A 13,938-nucleotide genomic window follows, 5' to 3' on the forward strand; every position below is an offset into this window, starting at 1 on the left:
CCGCTGGGAGCCGCGTCGTCCGGGGCTGTGCCGACGGACCGGCCCGGGCCTGAGGTGTTCCCTCACCTCCCCGGCGCCGGGACGTCGGGCTCGACGGTGACATCGGCCGCCGTGGTGTCCGGGAGCACCGACCGGACGCGGCGGTGGCCCTCCGGCGTCTTCGGCAGTGCGCACGAGACGCTCCCGTGATTTGTGCTGACAAATGACCTGGCGTTGGTTACAGTGTTGCCGCGGCGCCGGACCGCACGCCGTGCGTCACCGGCGAGAACCCCTTCAACGATGAACGGCAAGGAGCACAGATGAAGACGATCGTCCATTGGATCGACGGTGCGCCCTACGAGGGCAACCCGGTCGGCCGCCACCCGGTGGAGAACCCGGCGACGGGGGAGGCCGAGGCAGAACTCCTGATGGCCGGCCCCGAGGATCTGGACCATGCCGTCGAGGTCGCCGCTCGCGCTCAGCGGGAATGGGCCAAGGCACCGCTCTCGCAGCGCACCGAGGTCATGTTCCGGATGCGTCAGCTCGTGCTGGACCACCAGGAGGAACTGGCCGAGCTGATCGTCGCCGAGCACGGCAAGAACTACTCCGACGCGATCGGCGAGATCCAGCGGGGCCGGGAGACCCTGGACTTCGCGACGTCCATCAACGCGGCGCTGAAGGGCGAGTTCTCCTACGACGTCTCGCGCGGGGTGGACGTGCACACGATCCGCCAGCCCATCGGCGTCGTCGCGGGCATCTGCCCGTTCAACTTCCCCGCCATGGTGCCGATGTGGATGCACCCGATCGCGATCGCCACCGGCAACGCGTTCATCCTGAAGCCGGCGTCGCCGACGCCGTCGGCGGCCATCCTGACCGGCGAGCTGTACAAGGAGGCGGGCCTGCCCGACGGCGTCTTCAACGTCGTCTGCGGCGACCGCGAGACCGTGTCGCGCATCCTCACGCATCCCGGGATCGACGCGATCTCGTTCGTGGGGTCCACACCGGTCGCCCATGTCGTGCAGGACACGGGAACCTCGCACGGCAAGCGGGTGCAGGCCCTCGGCGGGGCGAACAACCACGCGATCGTCCTGCCGGACGCCGATCTCGACTTCGCGGCCGGGCACATCTCGGCCGCGGCGTTCGGAGCGGCGGGGGAGCGCTGCATGGCCCTGCCGGTCGTCGTCGCCGTCGGGGGGATCGGCTCCGACCTCGCGCGGCGGGTCAAGGCCCATGCCGAGCGGATCAAGGTCGGTCCCGGCATGCACGAGGGCGTCGAGATGGGCCCGGTCATCACGGGGTCGGCGAAGAAGCGGATCGTCGGGCTGATCGACGACGCCGAGCAGCGGGGCGCCACGGTGGTGCTCGACGGCCGCGGCCTCGTGGTCCCCGGGCACGAGGGCGGGCACTTCCTCGGCCCGACGGTGCTCGACGACGTTCCGCTCGAGGCGCCGGTGTACCACGAGGAGGTCTTCGGCCCCGTCCTCACGATCGTCCACGCCGACACCTATGACGAGGCGCTGCGACTGGTGAACGGGCAGCCGTTCGGCAACGGTGCGGCGATCTTCACCAACGACGGCGGCATGGCTCGCCGCTTCCAGTTGGACGTCGAGGCGGGGATGGTCGGCGTCAACGTCCCGATCCCGACGCCGGTCGCCTACTACTCCTTCGGCGGCTGGAAGGAGTCGCTGCTCGGCGACACGCACATCCACGGTCCCGAGGGCGTGCGCTTCTACACGCGCGCCAAGGCCATCACGTCGCGCTGGCCCTCGGAACGGACCTACACCGCGACAATGTCCTTCCAGCGGGAGGACTGACGCCGCCGCCCGGGCCCGGTGGACAGCCGTCCCCGGGCCCCGGGCGCAGGGCCGGGAGGAGAGACTCGTGATCTGGGCGGTGACCGCGCTTGTCGCGGTCCTGATCGCCCTGGACAAGGCGTTGCTTCCCGGGTCGGCGATTCTCGGCGTGGCTCTGCTCGCCGGTGTCGTCCCTGCGAAGGAGGCGACCGGGACGACCCTTGCGCTCATTCTCGTGGCGGACCTGGCCGCCATCTGGGCCTACCGACGCGACGTCGAGTGGCGCACCCTGCTCCGCCTGCTGCCGAACGTCGCCGCAGGTGTCGCGGTGGGCGCGGGGTTCCTGTTCGTGGCGGACGACGCACTGGTCGGCCGGACGATCGGGGCGATCCTGCTGGTCTTCCTCGCGATCAACGCCGTCGCGACGGTCCGCCGGCGACGCCGGGGCCGGCGCCCGGCAGGCGGTCTCGGCCCGGTCGCGGGCGAGCCGGCATCCACCGGGGAGACCACGGACGGCGTCACGGCCGAGGAGGGACCGGCCGAGGCGGGACCGGCGGAGGTCGCGGCCCGGCGCGGCACCCGGGCGAAGCGGATCGTGTTCGGTGCGCTGGCCGGCTTCACGACGATGGTCGCGAACGCGGGCGGGCCGGTCACGTCCATGTACTTCATGACGGAGGGCTTTCCCGTCCTGCGCTTTCTCGCGACGACGGCGTGGTTCTACCTGATCGTCAATCTCGTGAAGCTGCCCTTCTCGATCGGGCTCGGCATGATCGGGACGCAGACGCTGCCCGTGATCGCGGCCATGGCTCCCGTCATCGTCGGCACCGTCCTCCTCGCCCGGCGCCTCGCCCGCCGCATCGACCGCCGCGTCTTCAACGCGCTCGTCCTGGCCCTGACCGTCGTGACGGCGGTGCGGCTGCTCGTTGCCGGATAAATGTTCGAACAAACACTGACGGAGCGCGTGTTTGTCTGTAGTGTCCTGGGTGAGCGACGGAGCTCCCGAGGCTCTCCCGATGCGGACGAAGGATCGCCATGACCCAATCGATTCCCCGGACCATGCGCGCCGCGGTTCTCCGCGAGACCGGCGCCGGCCTGCAGATCGAGGAGCTTCGCACTCCTCGGCCGCGTGCGGGCGAGGTGCTGCTGAAGGTCAGCGCGTGCGGCCTGTGCCATTCCGACCTGCACGTCCTCGGCGGCGCGATCGCCTTCCCGCTCCCGTGCGTGCTCGGTCACGAGGTCGCCGGCGAGATCGTGGCGATGGGGCCGGCCAACGAGCACTCCGGGCTCGCCGTCGGGCAGCGCGTCGCCGGGGCGTTCCTGATGCCCTGCGGCCAATGCCCTGCGTGCGCCGCCGGACGGGACGACCTCTGCGGCCCGTTCTTCGATCTCAACCGGCTCAAGGGCCAGTTGTACGACGGCAGCACACGGCTGGCCGACCTCAGCGGTGCCCCGGTCGCGATGTACTCGATGGGCGGGCTCGCCGAGTACTGCGTCGTGCCCTCCACGGCCGCGACCCCGGTGCCCGAGTCGATCGACCCCGTCGCCGGAGCCATCCTCGGGTGCGCCGCCATGACCGCCTACGGCGCGGTCCGCCGCGGGGCCGATCTGCGACACGGCGAGACGGTGGCCGTGGTGGCCACAGGAGGCGTCGGCTCCAACATCATCCAGATCGCACGCGCATTCGGAGCGCGTCAGGTGATCGCCATCGACGTCGCCGACGACAAGCTCGCCGCGGCGCGCGAGCTCGGCGCGACCGACGTCGTCAACTCGGCGACCGCGGACGTGCGGGAGGCCGTCCTCGCGCTGACCGGCGGGCGGGGCGTCGACGTGGCCTTCGAGGCGCTCGGCCGGCCGCAGACGTGGACGTCGGCGCTGGAGGCCCTGCGGGACGGCGGGCGCATGATCCCGATCGGCCTGGGCGCGGGGGTGCAGGCGGCGGCCGTCGAGATCAACCGCACGGTACGCCGGTCGCAGTCGATCATCGGCTCGTACGGCGCACGGACGCGTCAGGACCTGCCGGAGGTGGTGCGCATGGCCGCCGAGGGATCGATCCGGTACGCGGACATCGTGACGCGCCGGCTCCCGCTGGAACAGGTGGCCGCGGGATACGCGCTGCTGCGCAACGGCGAGATCCAGGGCCGGGCCGTGGTCGATCTCTCCCTGTAGGAGGCCGTGGGTCGGAGCACGTCGGGGCGGGAGCCTCGAACGCGCCGGGGTCGCCGCTCCCGTCGTGTCCGCGGACGAGCCCGCCTCGGCCGCCGCCTGTGGACCGCTGCGAGGCGCCCGGCCACGCTGTGCGAGAGTGGGGCGGATGTCCCGTGTCCGGCAGGGAGGAGAGGCCACCGCATGACCTGGAGGATGGCTCACCGAGCCGACCGGCTGGACCCGTCCACGATCCGCGAGGTGCTCAAGCTCACCGAACGCCCGGGGATCATCTCCCTCGCCGGCGGCCTGCCCGCCGCCGACACCTTCCCGGTGGAGATCGTCGCCGAGGCGACATCGGCCGTCCTGCGCGCGTCGGGCCGGCAGGCACTCCAGTACGCGACCAGCGAGGGCTTCCCTCCGCTGCGCGAGTGGGTGGCCGACCGCGTGAGCCGGAAGGGGATCGCGGCCGGTCCCGACGACGTGCTCATCACGACGGGCTCGCAGCAGGCCCTTGACCTGATCGCGAAGGTCCTCGTCGAGCCGGGCGCGCCCGTGGCCGTCGAATCGCCGACCTACCTGGGAGCACTGCAGGCGTTCAGTCCCTACGAGCCCTCCTTCGCCGAGGTGGCCTGCGACGAGGGAGGACCGGTTCCCGGCGCCCTGCAGGATGTCGGCGACGCCCGGTTGCTGTACCTCCTGCCCACCTACCAGAACCCGACCGGGCGATGTCTGTCGGCGCAGCGGCGGCAGCAGGTCGCGGCGGACCTGGGCGAGGCGGGCGTCCCGCTGGTCGAGGACGACCCGTACGGCGATCTCTGGTACGACGTCGAGCCGGCGCCGCCCGTGTCGGCCCTGATGCCGGGCCGCTCGGTCTACGTGGGCTCGTTCTCGAAGATCCTCGCCCCGGGCCTGCGCCTGGGCTATCTCGTCGCACCCCCCGACCTGTACCCCAAGCTGTTGCAGGCCAAGCAGGCTGCCGACCTGCACACGTCCGGCTTCACGCAGCGCATCGTCCACGAGGTCGTCAAGGACGGCTTCCTCGATGCCCACGTGCCGACGATCCGGGCCGACTACACGCGACACCGCGACGCGATGGCGGAGGCGCTCACCCGCCACCTGCCACCGGGGTGCCGCTGGTCCGTCCCGGCCGGAGGCATGTTCTTCTGGGTCGAGCTTCCGCCCGGAGCGGACGCGGCGGCACTGTTGCCCGCTGCCGTGGCGGCCGGTGTCGCGTTCGTCCCCGGATCGCCGTTCTTCGCCGGCGGCGGACACGAGAACACGCTGCGGCTGAGCTTCGTGACGGTGCCGCCCGACGTGATCGACGCCGGCGTCGCCCTCCTCGGCGGCGTCATCGACGGCGCGCTGCAGCCCACCCGCTGACCTGCGCCCGGCGCTCCAGCCCATCGGACCAGGAGGAGACATGCCCCATCGATTCCACGAGGTGGACGTGTTCACGGCCGTCGCGCTGCGCGGCAACCCGCTCGCCGTCGTCCACGCCGCGGAGGACGTCCCCGAGTCCGCGATGGCCGACTTCGCCCGCTGGACGAACTTCTCCGAGACCACGTTCCTCCTCCCGCCGGTCGACCCGGCCGCGGACTACCGGGTGCGGATCTTCACCCCCGGCGGGGAGCTGCCGTTCGCGGGCCATCCCACCCTCGGCTCCTGCTGGGCGTGGCTCGAGGCCGGGGGACGTCCACAGGCCGACGACGTCGTGGTGCAGGAGTGCGGCGTCGGGCTGGTCCCCGTGCGCCGCGACGGTCAGCGGCTCGCGTTCGCCGCGCCGCCGTTGCGCCGCTCGGGTCCGGTGGCGGCCGATATCCTCGCGCGCATCGTCGGTGCCCTCGGCATCGCGCCCGAGGACGTCCGCGGTCATGCCTGGGTCGACAACGGCCCGGGGTGGTGCGCGGTGATGCTCCCCACGGCGGAGGCGGTGCTCGCTCTCCGGCCCGATGCCGCCGCGCTCGGCGGGCTCGCCCTCGGCGTGGTGGGGCCGCAGCCGGATGGTCACCCCACGGCGTTCGAGGTCCGCGCGTTCGTATCCACCCTCGGTGTCGCGGAGGATCCCGTCACCGGCAGCCTCAATGCGGGCCTCGCCCAGTGGCTCATCGGCGAAGGGATCGCTCCGGCGCGGTACGTGGTCTCGCAGGGCGCCGCACTCGGCCGGGACGGACGCGTCCACGTCGAGCGGGTGGGCGACGACATCTGGATCGGTGGCGACGTCACTCCGATCGTCGCCGGTGCGGTGTCGCTGGGGGTGTAGCGCCAGTCACTCGGGGGTGGTCCGGAAGCGCACCGACCCCACGGGTTCGCCGTCGCACTCGGCCCGCCACTCGTAGCCGCTTCCGGGCGACAGCCGCAGCGGTGAGAAGTTGAAGGCGAGCGGGATGCTCACCGTGTACCCCGGGACGATCCCCGCGGGCCGGCCGACCTCCAGGTCGGCGCGCAGCAGGATCGGCGTGTCCGTCCCGGGCTGAACGACGGCGCCGCCGTCCTCGTCGACCAGTTGCAGCACGAGGGACCTGGTGGTGTTCATCTCGTCCCACGGGACGTGCACCAGGAGCGCCAGAGCGGTCGGCGGACCGTTGGCGGGGAGTTGATCCCAGCCGCCGCCGTTGATGTACAGCTTTCCGTCGGCGACGACCGCGTGGTCGCAGAGCATGAGCATGACGTCCACCGGTGCCTCCTGTTCGTCTCCCGCCACTATCCCACGCCGGGGCACCGCGACCGGTCGGTCAGCGTCGGTGGGACGCGGCGAGAACCGTGTACGAGGTGCGGATGTGCGCATTCATCTCGGTCACGGCGCGGTCGGCGTCCCCGGCCGCGATGGCGTCCAGGATCGCGGTGTGCTCGGCGATGAGCCGGGTGCGGAATCCCGGCCAGTCGTCCATCCTCACCTGCGCGTCGCGGATCGGTGTCGCGAGCGCGCGGCGAATGGCCACCGTGAGGTCTCCGATGAGGTCGCTCTGGCCGCACCGCGCGATGGCGACGTGGAACTCGGTGTCGATCACCGTGAAGGCGTCGACGGACGCTGCGGCGGCCATGGCTGCGACGAGCTCCCGCAGAGGGGCGATCCGCTCGGGCGTCGCGGCCCGGGCCGCCGCTGCCGCGGAGGCGCGCTCCAGGGCGATGCGGGTCTCCGTGAGCTCGGAGAACTCTGCCCCGGTCACGGCGAGATGGAGCCGCAGGATGTGCGCGAGAGCGTCGCGTCGCGACGGGGTGATGTGCGTTCCGCCCCCGCGCCCCGTGGTCGCGGTGATGAGCCCCTGCGCCTGCAGCACGCGCATCGCCTCGCGCACGGCGGCCCGGCTGACGCCGAGCTGCGCGGCCAGGTCGCGCTCCGGAGGCAGTCGGTCGCCGGCCCGGTAGGTCGCGTCGAGAATGCCCGCCTCGATGTGCTGCAGGACGACCTCGTACGCCTTCGCGCCGTCTCGTCCGGTCGTGTTCATCGACGTGTTCTCACCCCTGTCGACACAGCCAATCCTCGCAATCGCTTGACGTTATCGCACAGGACGCATACGGTTCCACCAATGGTCTGACCATTAAATCCCTCCGCGGTGGCTCCGCCGGAGGTCCGATGGTCCATCCCAACGAAGGGAGTCCGCCGTGGTCGTACCGCCCGATGGCCTGCGGGTCGCGCTGTTCGCCACTTGTGTCAACGACGTCATGTTCCCGGACACGCCGAGGGCCGTCGTCTCCGTCCTGGAACGTCTCGGCTGCACCGTCGAGTTCCCGATGGAGCAGACGTGCTGCGGTCAGATGTTCACCAACACCGGCTATTTCGACGCGGCTGTCGGCTCGGTCCGCGCCTATGTGAAGGCGTTCGCCGAGTACGACTACATCGTCGCGCCGTCGGGGTCGTGCACCGGTGCCGTCCGGCACCAGCATCCGATGCTCGCCCGGCATGCCGGCGACACGGCCCTCATCGCGGCCGCCGACGAGATCGTCACGAAGTCCTACGACTTCTCCGAGTTCCTCGTCGACGTGCTCGGCGTCACCGATGTCGGCAGCTACTTTCCTCACCGGGTCACCTACCATCCGACCTGCCACTCGGTGCGGGTCGCCAAGGTGGGAGACCGGCCGTATCGGCTGCTGTCGCAGGTCAAGGGCATCGATCTGATCCCCCTGGAGGACTCCGCGCAGTGCTGCGGCTTCGGCGGGACGTTCTCGGTCAAGAACCCCGATGTCTCGGTCGCGATGGGTGCCGACAAGGCCCGCCACGTCGCCGACACCGGTGCGGAGTACCTCATCACCGGCGACAACGCGTGTCTCATGCATATCGGAGGACTGCTGCACCGGCAGAAGTCCGGCGTGAAGCCGATCCACCTCGCCGAGGTCCTGGCACACACGGAAGGAGGGGCACGATGACCGTCACCGACCCCGCAGCCCGGCGCCTCACGCCGGCACCGCCCAGCGGCACCCTCATCGGAATGCCGGCGTTCCCCGCCAATGCGAGGGCGCAACTCGACAACCCCCAGTTGCGCAGCAACCTGCGCAAGGCCACGGGGACGATCCGCGCCAAGCGCACCGCCCACGTCGCCGAGGTGGCCGAATGGGAGGATCTGCGTCTGGCCGCCGAAGCGATCAAGAACAGGACGCTGCGCCACCTCGACACGTACCTGATGCAGCTCGAGGAGTCCCTGCAGCGCGCGGGCGCGACCGTGCACTGGGCGCGGGACGCGGAGGAGGCCAACCGCATCGTCGTCGGCCTGGTGCGCGCCAAGGGCGCCGACGAGGTCGTCAAGGTCAAGTCGATGGCGACCCAGGAGATCGAGCTCAACGAGGCGCTGGAGGAGGCCGGGATCGCCGCCTGGGAGACCGACCTCGCCGAGCTCATCGTGCAGTTGGGGCACGACCGGCCGAGCCACATCCTCGTGCCCGCCATCCACCGCAACCGGTCGGAGGTGAAGGAGATCTTCGAGCGGGAGATGCATCAGTACGGCACACCCGCCCCCGACACCCTCACCGACGAACCGGCCGATCTCGCCGGTGCCGCGCGGCGGCATCTGCGCGAGAAGTTCCTGCGGGCGAAGGTCGCGGTCTCGGGAGCCAACTTCGCCATCGCCGAGACCGGCACCCTGGTCGTCGTCGAGTCCGAGGGCAACGGCCGCATGTGCCTCACGCTGCCCGAGACGCTGATCTCCGTCGTGGGCATCGAGAAGACGCTGCCGACGTTCGCCGATCTCGAGGTGTTCCTGCGCCTGCTGCCCCGGTCGTCCACCGGCGAGAGGATGAACCCGTACACGTCGATGTGGACCGGAGTCACCCCCGGCGACGGTCCGCAGGACGTCCACGTCGTCCTCGTGGACAACGGGCGGACCAAGGTGCTCGCCGATCCCGAGGGGCGCCCGGCGCTGCGATGCATCCGGTGCTCGGCGTGCCTCAACATCTGCCCCGTGTACGAGCGGGTCGGCGGACACGCGTACGGCTCGGTCTATCCGGGCCCGATCGGGGCCGTTCTCACCCCGCAACTGCGCGGCATCGGGTCGGACATCGACAAGTCCCTGCCCTACGCGTCGACTCTGTGCGGCGCGTGCTTCGAGGTGTGTCCCGTGCGGATCCCGATCCCCGACATGCTGGTGCACCTGCGCCACAAGGTGGCCGACAAGAAGCGTCGTGGGCGCCCCCGGCTGGAGCCCACCGTGATGGCGGCCGGGAGCTGGGCGTTCTCCGACCACACCCACCTGGAGAAGGTGGAGGGTCTGGCTCGGATCGCGGCCACGGTGATGGGGCGCACCACGCACCTCGGCCCGCTGCCCTGGCCGGCCGCGCCGTGGACGAACGCGCGCGACCTGCCGATGCCACCCCGGGAGTCCTTCCGGGCGTGGTGGAAGAAGAACCGGAGCGAGGAGGAGCAGTGAGCGCGCGAGCTGAGGTGCTGGGCCGGATCGGTCGCGCCCTGGCCGATGTGACGACGGTCGATCCGGTCGCGGACGTGCCGGTCGGCTGGCAGTACGGTCGGCCGACGCCGATGCCGGACGTCCTGACGCAGTTCGCCGAGCGCACCGCCGATTACAAGGCGACGGTGCGGCGCGTGCCCGCCGCGGACGTCCCGGCGACGATCGCCGAGCTGCTGACGGGCGCGGGAGTGTCGTCCGTCGTGGTCCCGTCGGGGCTCGAGGCGGCGTGGCGCGCCGCCGTCGAGGGGGCCGGTGTGGTGGTTCACGGGGACGAACCGCCCCTGTCCCACGAGGAGCTCAACCGCATCGACGGGGTCGTGACGGCCGCAGCCGTGGGCGTGGCCGAGACGGGCACGATCGTCCTCGACCACGGGCCGGATCAGGGTCGGCGGGCGCTCACTCTCGTCCCCGACACCCACCTCGTCGTCGTCACCGCGTCGCAGGTGGTGTCCGACGTCCCCGAGGCCGTCGTGCGGCTGGGCGTCGCGGGCGGGTCCAATCCCCTCACCTGGATCAGCGGCCCCTCCGCCACCAGCGACATCGAGCTGAGCCGGGTCGAGGGCGTGCACGGACCGCGGACGCTGCTGGTGGTCCTGGCCGAGTAGCGGCGCAGCCAGGCCCGGCCGCGTGCCGGGCGGGCCGGGGAGCGGCCGGTCACCGGACGGGTCGCTCCCCGGACGCCACGCCGGGCAGGCCGGCGTGGGCTAGTTTGAGATCATGTCCTCGCTCTTCGACCCCATCACCGTGCGCGGCCTCACGATCCCGAACCGGATCTTCCTCTCGCCGATGTGCCAGTACATGTGCGAGCGCCGCGACGGCGTCCCGACCGACTGGCATCTCGTCCACTACGGCGCCCGCGCCGCGGGCGGCTTCGGTCTGGTCGTCGCCGAGGCGACCGCCGTCCTCCCCGAGGGCCGCATCTCACCCGAGGACTGCGGCCTGTGGGACGACGCCCAGCGCGACGCCTGGGCGCGGGTCGTCGACTTCGGCCATGCGCAGGGAGCCAGGATGGGCGTCCAACTGGCCCACGCGGGTCGCAAGGCGTCGGTCTTCCGCGGCCATCCCGGTGCCCACAGCGGGTCCGTTCCCGCCGCCGACGGCGGCTGGCAGACCGTCGCGCCGTCGGCGGTGGCGTTCCCCGGGCTCGCCACGCCCGCCGAGCTCGGCATCGACGGGATCACCGGCGTCGTGGACGCGTTCGCCGCGGCCGCCGCACGGGCCGATGCGGCCGGGTTCGACGTCATCGAGATCCACGCCGCCCACGGGTACCTGCTGTTCGAGTTCCTGTCGCCGCTCAGCAACCAGCGCACCGACCTGTACGGGGGCGACTTCGCCGGACGGACCCGGCTGCTGATCGAGACCGTCGACAGGGTGCGCGCGGTCTGGCCCGCGACGAAACCGCTCTTCGTCCGCCTTTCGGCGACCGAGTGGGTCGACGGCGGCTGGACGGTCGAGGAGTCCGCGCGACTGGGCGCGCTGCTGGCGGCCCACGGGGTCGATCTCGTGGACGTGTCCAGTGGCGGCAACGTGCTCGCGAAGATCCCGTTGGGCCCCGGGTACCAGGTGCCGTTGGCGCGGGCCGTCCGGGAGGCGGGGGTGCCCACCGCCGCCGTCGGGCTCATCACCGAACCCGCGCAGGCGCAGGCCGTCCTCGACGAGGGATCGGCCGACGCGATCATGCTCGGGCGCGTGGCGTTGCGGGAGCCGGCCTGGCCGGCGCGCGCGGCCGCCGAGCTCGGCAACCCCGACCTCGCGCGGTACCCCGCCGCCTACTGGCGGGGACGGTGGCCGGATGTCGTGGTCCAGCCCGAGCGCGGCTGACGACCGTCGGCCGCGTTCGCCGAGACGCGATCGCGCCGATTCGCGGCCGGCCGCGCGGCGCGCCACACTGGCGACGTGACCGACGCAGAACGCATGCACGCGCGGTCGGGGCTGCGATCGGTGCAGGCCCCGTCCGCGGTCGTCATGATCCGACCTCACCATTTCGCCTGCAACCCGCAGACCGCCGAGGACAACCCGTACCAGCGTGAGGACGCCACCGCGGAGCCCGCGGAGCTGGCCGGCCGGGCGCGTGCCGAGTTCGACGAGGCCGTCGCGCGGCTCACCGCCGCGGGGGTCACGGTCCACGTGTTCGAGGATCACGGCACCGACACGCCCTCCTCGGTGTTTCCGAACAACTGGTTCAGCACCCATCACGGCGGTCGCATCGCGATCTTCCCGATGTACGCCCCGAGCCGTCGTCGCGAGCGGCGCGTCGACGTCGTCGAACTGCTCAAGGCGCGCTACCGGGTGCAGGAGGTCATCGACTACTCGGGCCTCGAGCACGACCACCTCTACCTGGAGGGCACCGGGGCGATGGTGTTCGACCACGTCGAGCGCGTCGCGTACGTGGGCAACTCGCATCGCGCCGATCCGGTGATCCTGGAGCGCTTCTGCACGGCGTTCGGCTACGAGCCGATGGTGTTCGCCTCCGAGGACGAGCTCGGGCGCCCCGTGTACCACACCAACGTCATCATGACGATCGGCACCGAGTTCGCCATCGTCTGCCTGGCCGCGATCGCCGATCCCGCCCGGCGGAGCGAGATCCGCTCGCGGCTGGCCGACAGCGGGCGCGCGATCATCGACATCACCCACGAGCAGGTCCGCGACTTCGCCGGGAACGCGCTGGAGCTGTCCGGGGCGGACGGCCGGGTGCTGGCGATGTCCTCGCGTGCCGTCGCCACGCTTCGCGCCGATCAGCGGGCCGTGCTGGAGGAGTCCGTCGCGCTGCTTCCGATCACCGTCCCGACGATCGAACTCGACGGCGGCTCGGTGCGGTGCATGATGGCCGGCGTCCACCTGGCACCACGCTGATCAGAGAGCCGCCACCATCAGAGTTGGTTCAACCAAGCCAGGGGCGCTAGGCTCGGCCGTGACCAGCCGGACGGCCGCGACCGCGCGGCCCGGAGTCGAGGCGGTGTTCGATGGAGCAGGAGCGCACGACGTCACGGGGGAGCCACACAGGTGCCGACCCGTCGTCACTTCTCGACGGGGCGGATCCCGCCCCGCTCTACACGCCGTTCTCCCTGTCGGGAGTGGAGTTGTCCAACCGGTTCGTGATGGCTCCGATGACGCGGTACTTCTCACCGGGCGGGGTGCCCGGCGATGACGTGGCGGCGTATTACGCGCGCCGCGCGGCCCACCTCGGGCTGATCGTGACGGAGGGCGTCTACATCGATCATCCGTCGGCCGGCACGAGTGACCGGGTGCCGCGGATGCACGGAGAGGACGCCCTGGAGGGGTGGCGGCGGACGGTGGCCGCCGTTCACGGTCAGGGCGGGCGGATCTTCCCGCAACTGTGGCATGTCGGGGCACGACGCAGCGCAGGGGCACCCCCGCACCCCGACGCGCCCGTGACCAGCCCGTCCGGAATCGCACCGGACGGGTCGACGGTGGGGGAGCCGGCCACCACAGCGGATCTCGACGCGATCGTCGCATCCTTCGCGCGGGCCGCCGGGGATGCTCGGCGAGTGGGCTTCGACGGCGTCGAGATCCACGGCGCCCACGGGTACCTGCTCGACCAGTTCCTCTGGTCGGTCACGAACCGCCGCTCCGACGTCTACGGCGGGAGCCTCAGGGCCCGCGCGCGCCTGGCCGCCGAGGTCGTCGCGGCCGTCCGCGACGCGGTGGGTCCGGGCTTCCCCGTCGTCTTCCGCTTCTCGCAATGGAAGAGCAGCGATTTCGGAGCGCGCCTCGCCGACACGCCCGCCGAGCTGGGGGCCCTCCTGGGAGTGCTCGTCGAGGCGGGTGCCAGCGGGTTCCACGTCTCCACCCGGCGCTACTGGCTCCCCGGCTTCGAGGGGGATCGGCGCACTCTGGCGGGCTGGACGAAGAAGCTCACCGGACTGCCCACCATCGCTCTCGGATCGGTCGGCGTCGCCGCCCCGTACCGCGAGGACGGCACGGTGGCATCGTCGCTCAGCATCGCGCCGTTGCTGGAGCTGTTCGACCGCGGCGAGTTCGACCTGGTCGCGCTCGGGCGGGCCGTCCTGTCCGAGCCGGAATGGCCGGCGAAGCTGCGTGAGCGGCGCCTCCGGGAGATCCGTCCGTACGAGAAGAGCCACGAGACCGAGCTGTCATGAACG

13 protein-coding genes are annotated in these 13,938 nt (G+C 71.7%); 11 read left to right on the forward strand and 2 right to left on the reverse strand.

What is annotated here, in order from left to right:
• Positions 1–299: 299 nt before the first annotated feature.
• From G555_RS0105210 to G555_RS0105230, 5 genes are all read left to right on the forward strand, one after another.
• Positions 300–1,793 (forward strand): CoA-acylating methylmalonate-semialdehyde dehydrogenase, encoded by a 1,494-nt coding sequence (locus G555_RS0105210; protein WP_028708061.1) that lies wholly within the window; start codon positions 300–302, stop codon positions 1,791–1,793.
• A 67-nt stretch (positions 1,794–1,860) separates the two neighbouring features.
• Positions 1,861–2,706, forward strand: a complete 846-nt coding sequence (locus tag G555_RS0105215) for a TSUP family transporter (protein ID WP_036921441.1) — start codon at positions 1,861–1,863, stop codon at positions 2,704–2,706.
• Between the two features lie 98 nt (positions 2,707–2,804).
• Positions 2,805–3,938 (forward strand): zinc-binding dehydrogenase, encoded by a 1,134-nt coding sequence (locus tag G555_RS0105220; protein ID WP_028708063.1) that lies wholly within the window; start codon positions 2,805–2,807, stop codon positions 3,936–3,938.
• Positions 3,939–4,118: 180 nt separating this feature from the next.
• Complete coding sequence (locus tag G555_RS0105225) at positions 4,119–5,297, forward strand: aminotransferase-like domain-containing protein (protein WP_028708064.1); 1,179 nt, start codon at positions 4,119–4,121, stop codon at positions 5,295–5,297.
• A 40-nt stretch (positions 5,298–5,337) separates the two neighbouring features.
• Positions 5,338–6,177: a PhzF family phenazine biosynthesis protein gene (locus tag G555_RS0105230; protein ID WP_028708065.1), complete on the forward strand. Its 840-nt coding sequence runs from the start codon at positions 5,338–5,340 to the stop codon at positions 6,175–6,177.
• Between the two features lie 6 nt (positions 6,178–6,183).
• Here G555_RS0105230 and G555_RS18080 read toward each other — a convergent pair whose 3' ends face one another.
• Together G555_RS18080 and G555_RS0105240 are read right to left on the reverse strand one after the other, a co-directional pair.
• Positions 6,184–6,582: a DUF6941 family protein gene (locus G555_RS18080; protein ID WP_425413834.1), complete on the reverse strand. Its 399-nt coding sequence runs from the start codon at positions 6,580–6,582 to the stop codon at positions 6,184–6,186.
• Between the two features lie 67 nt (positions 6,583–6,649).
• Positions 6,650–7,363 (reverse strand): FadR/GntR family transcriptional regulator, encoded by a 714-nt coding sequence (locus G555_RS0105240; RefSeq protein ID WP_051208468.1) that lies wholly within the window; start codon positions 7,361–7,363, stop codon positions 6,650–6,652.
• 157 nt (positions 7,364–7,520) lie between these two features.
• Here G555_RS0105240 and G555_RS0105245 point away from each other — a divergent pair, with 157 nt between their 5' ends.
• The 6 genes from G555_RS0105245 (at position 7,521) to G555_RS0105270 (ending at position 13,935) form a co-directional block, all read left to right on the forward strand.
• Positions 7,521–8,282 (forward strand): (Fe-S)-binding protein, encoded by a 762-nt coding sequence (locus G555_RS0105245; protein WP_028708067.1) that lies wholly within the window; start codon positions 7,521–7,523, stop codon positions 8,280–8,282.
• On the forward strand, positions 8,279–9,775 hold the full coding sequence (locus G555_RS0105250) for a LutB/LldF family L-lactate oxidation iron-sulfur protein (RefSeq protein WP_028708068.1): 1,497 nt from the start codon (positions 8,279–8,281) through the stop codon (positions 9,773–9,775). Before G555_RS0105245 ends, G555_RS0105250 begins: the two co-directional genes overlap by 4 nt.
• The gene (locus tag G555_RS0105255) at positions 9,772–10,419 is read left to right on the forward strand and encodes a LutC/YkgG family protein (RefSeq protein ID WP_028708069.1); all 648 of its coding nucleotides are present in this window, start codon (positions 9,772–9,774) and stop codon (positions 10,417–10,419) included. Before G555_RS0105250 ends, G555_RS0105255 begins: the two co-directional genes overlap by 4 nt.
• A 112-nt stretch (positions 10,420–10,531) precedes the next feature.
• The gene (locus tag G555_RS0105260) at positions 10,532–11,635 is read left to right on the forward strand and encodes an NADH:flavin oxidoreductase/NADH oxidase (RefSeq protein WP_028708070.1); all 1,104 of its coding nucleotides are present in this window, start codon (positions 10,532–10,534) and stop codon (positions 11,633–11,635) included.
• 75 nt (positions 11,636–11,710) lie between these two features.
• Positions 11,711–12,667, forward strand: a complete 957-nt coding sequence (gene ctlX, locus G555_RS0105265; protein ID WP_211223183.1) for a citrulline utilization hydrolase CtlX — start codon at positions 11,711–11,713, stop codon at positions 12,665–12,667.
• 110 nt (positions 12,668–12,777) lie between these two features.
• Entirely contained in the window at positions 12,778–13,935 is a 1,158-nt protein-coding gene (locus G555_RS0105270; protein WP_028708072.1) for an NADH:flavin oxidoreductase, read from the forward strand.
• Positions 13,936–13,938: the final 3 nt, after the last annotated feature.

Source organism: Propionicicella superfundia DSM 22317 (genome assembly GCF_000423465.1).
Taxonomy (GTDB): Bacteria; Actinomycetota; Actinomycetes; order Propionibacteriales; family Propionibacteriaceae; genus Propionicicella; species Propionicicella superfundia.

Bases quoted from the DNA above. Each gene is read 5' to 3' on its own strand.
- G555_RS0105210 (WP_028708061.1), top strand. From the start codon at position 300: ATGAAGACGATCGTCCATTGGATCGACGGTGCGCCCTACGAGGGCAAC.
- G555_RS0105220 (WP_028708063.1), top strand. From the start codon at position 2,805: ATGACCCAATCGATTCCCCGGACCATGCGCGCCGCGGTTCTCCGCGAG.
- G555_RS0105225 (WP_028708064.1), top strand. From the start codon at position 4,119: ATGACCTGGAGGATGGCTCACCGAGCCGACCGGCTGGACCCGTCCACG.
- G555_RS0105230 (WP_028708065.1), top strand. From the start codon at position 5,338: ATGCCCCATCGATTCCACGAGGTGGACGTGTTCACGGCCGTCGCGCTG.
- G555_RS18080 (WP_425413834.1), bottom strand. From the start codon at position 6,582: ATGCTCATGCTCTGCGACCACGCGGTCGTCGCCGACGGAAAGCTGTAC.
- G555_RS0105240 (WP_051208468.1), bottom strand. From the start codon at position 7,363: ATGAACACGACCGGACGAGACGGCGCGAAGGCGTACGAGGTCGTCCTG.
- G555_RS0105250 (WP_028708068.1), top strand. From the start codon at position 8,279: ATGACCGTCACCGACCCCGCAGCCCGGCGCCTCACGCCGGCACCGCCC.
- G555_RS0105260 (WP_028708070.1), top strand. From the start codon at position 10,532: ATGTCCTCGCTCTTCGACCCCATCACCGTGCGCGGCCTCACGATCCCG.
- G555_RS0105270 (WP_028708072.1), top strand. From the start codon at position 12,778: ATGGAGCAGGAGCGCACGACGTCACGGGGGAGCCACACAGGTGCCGAC.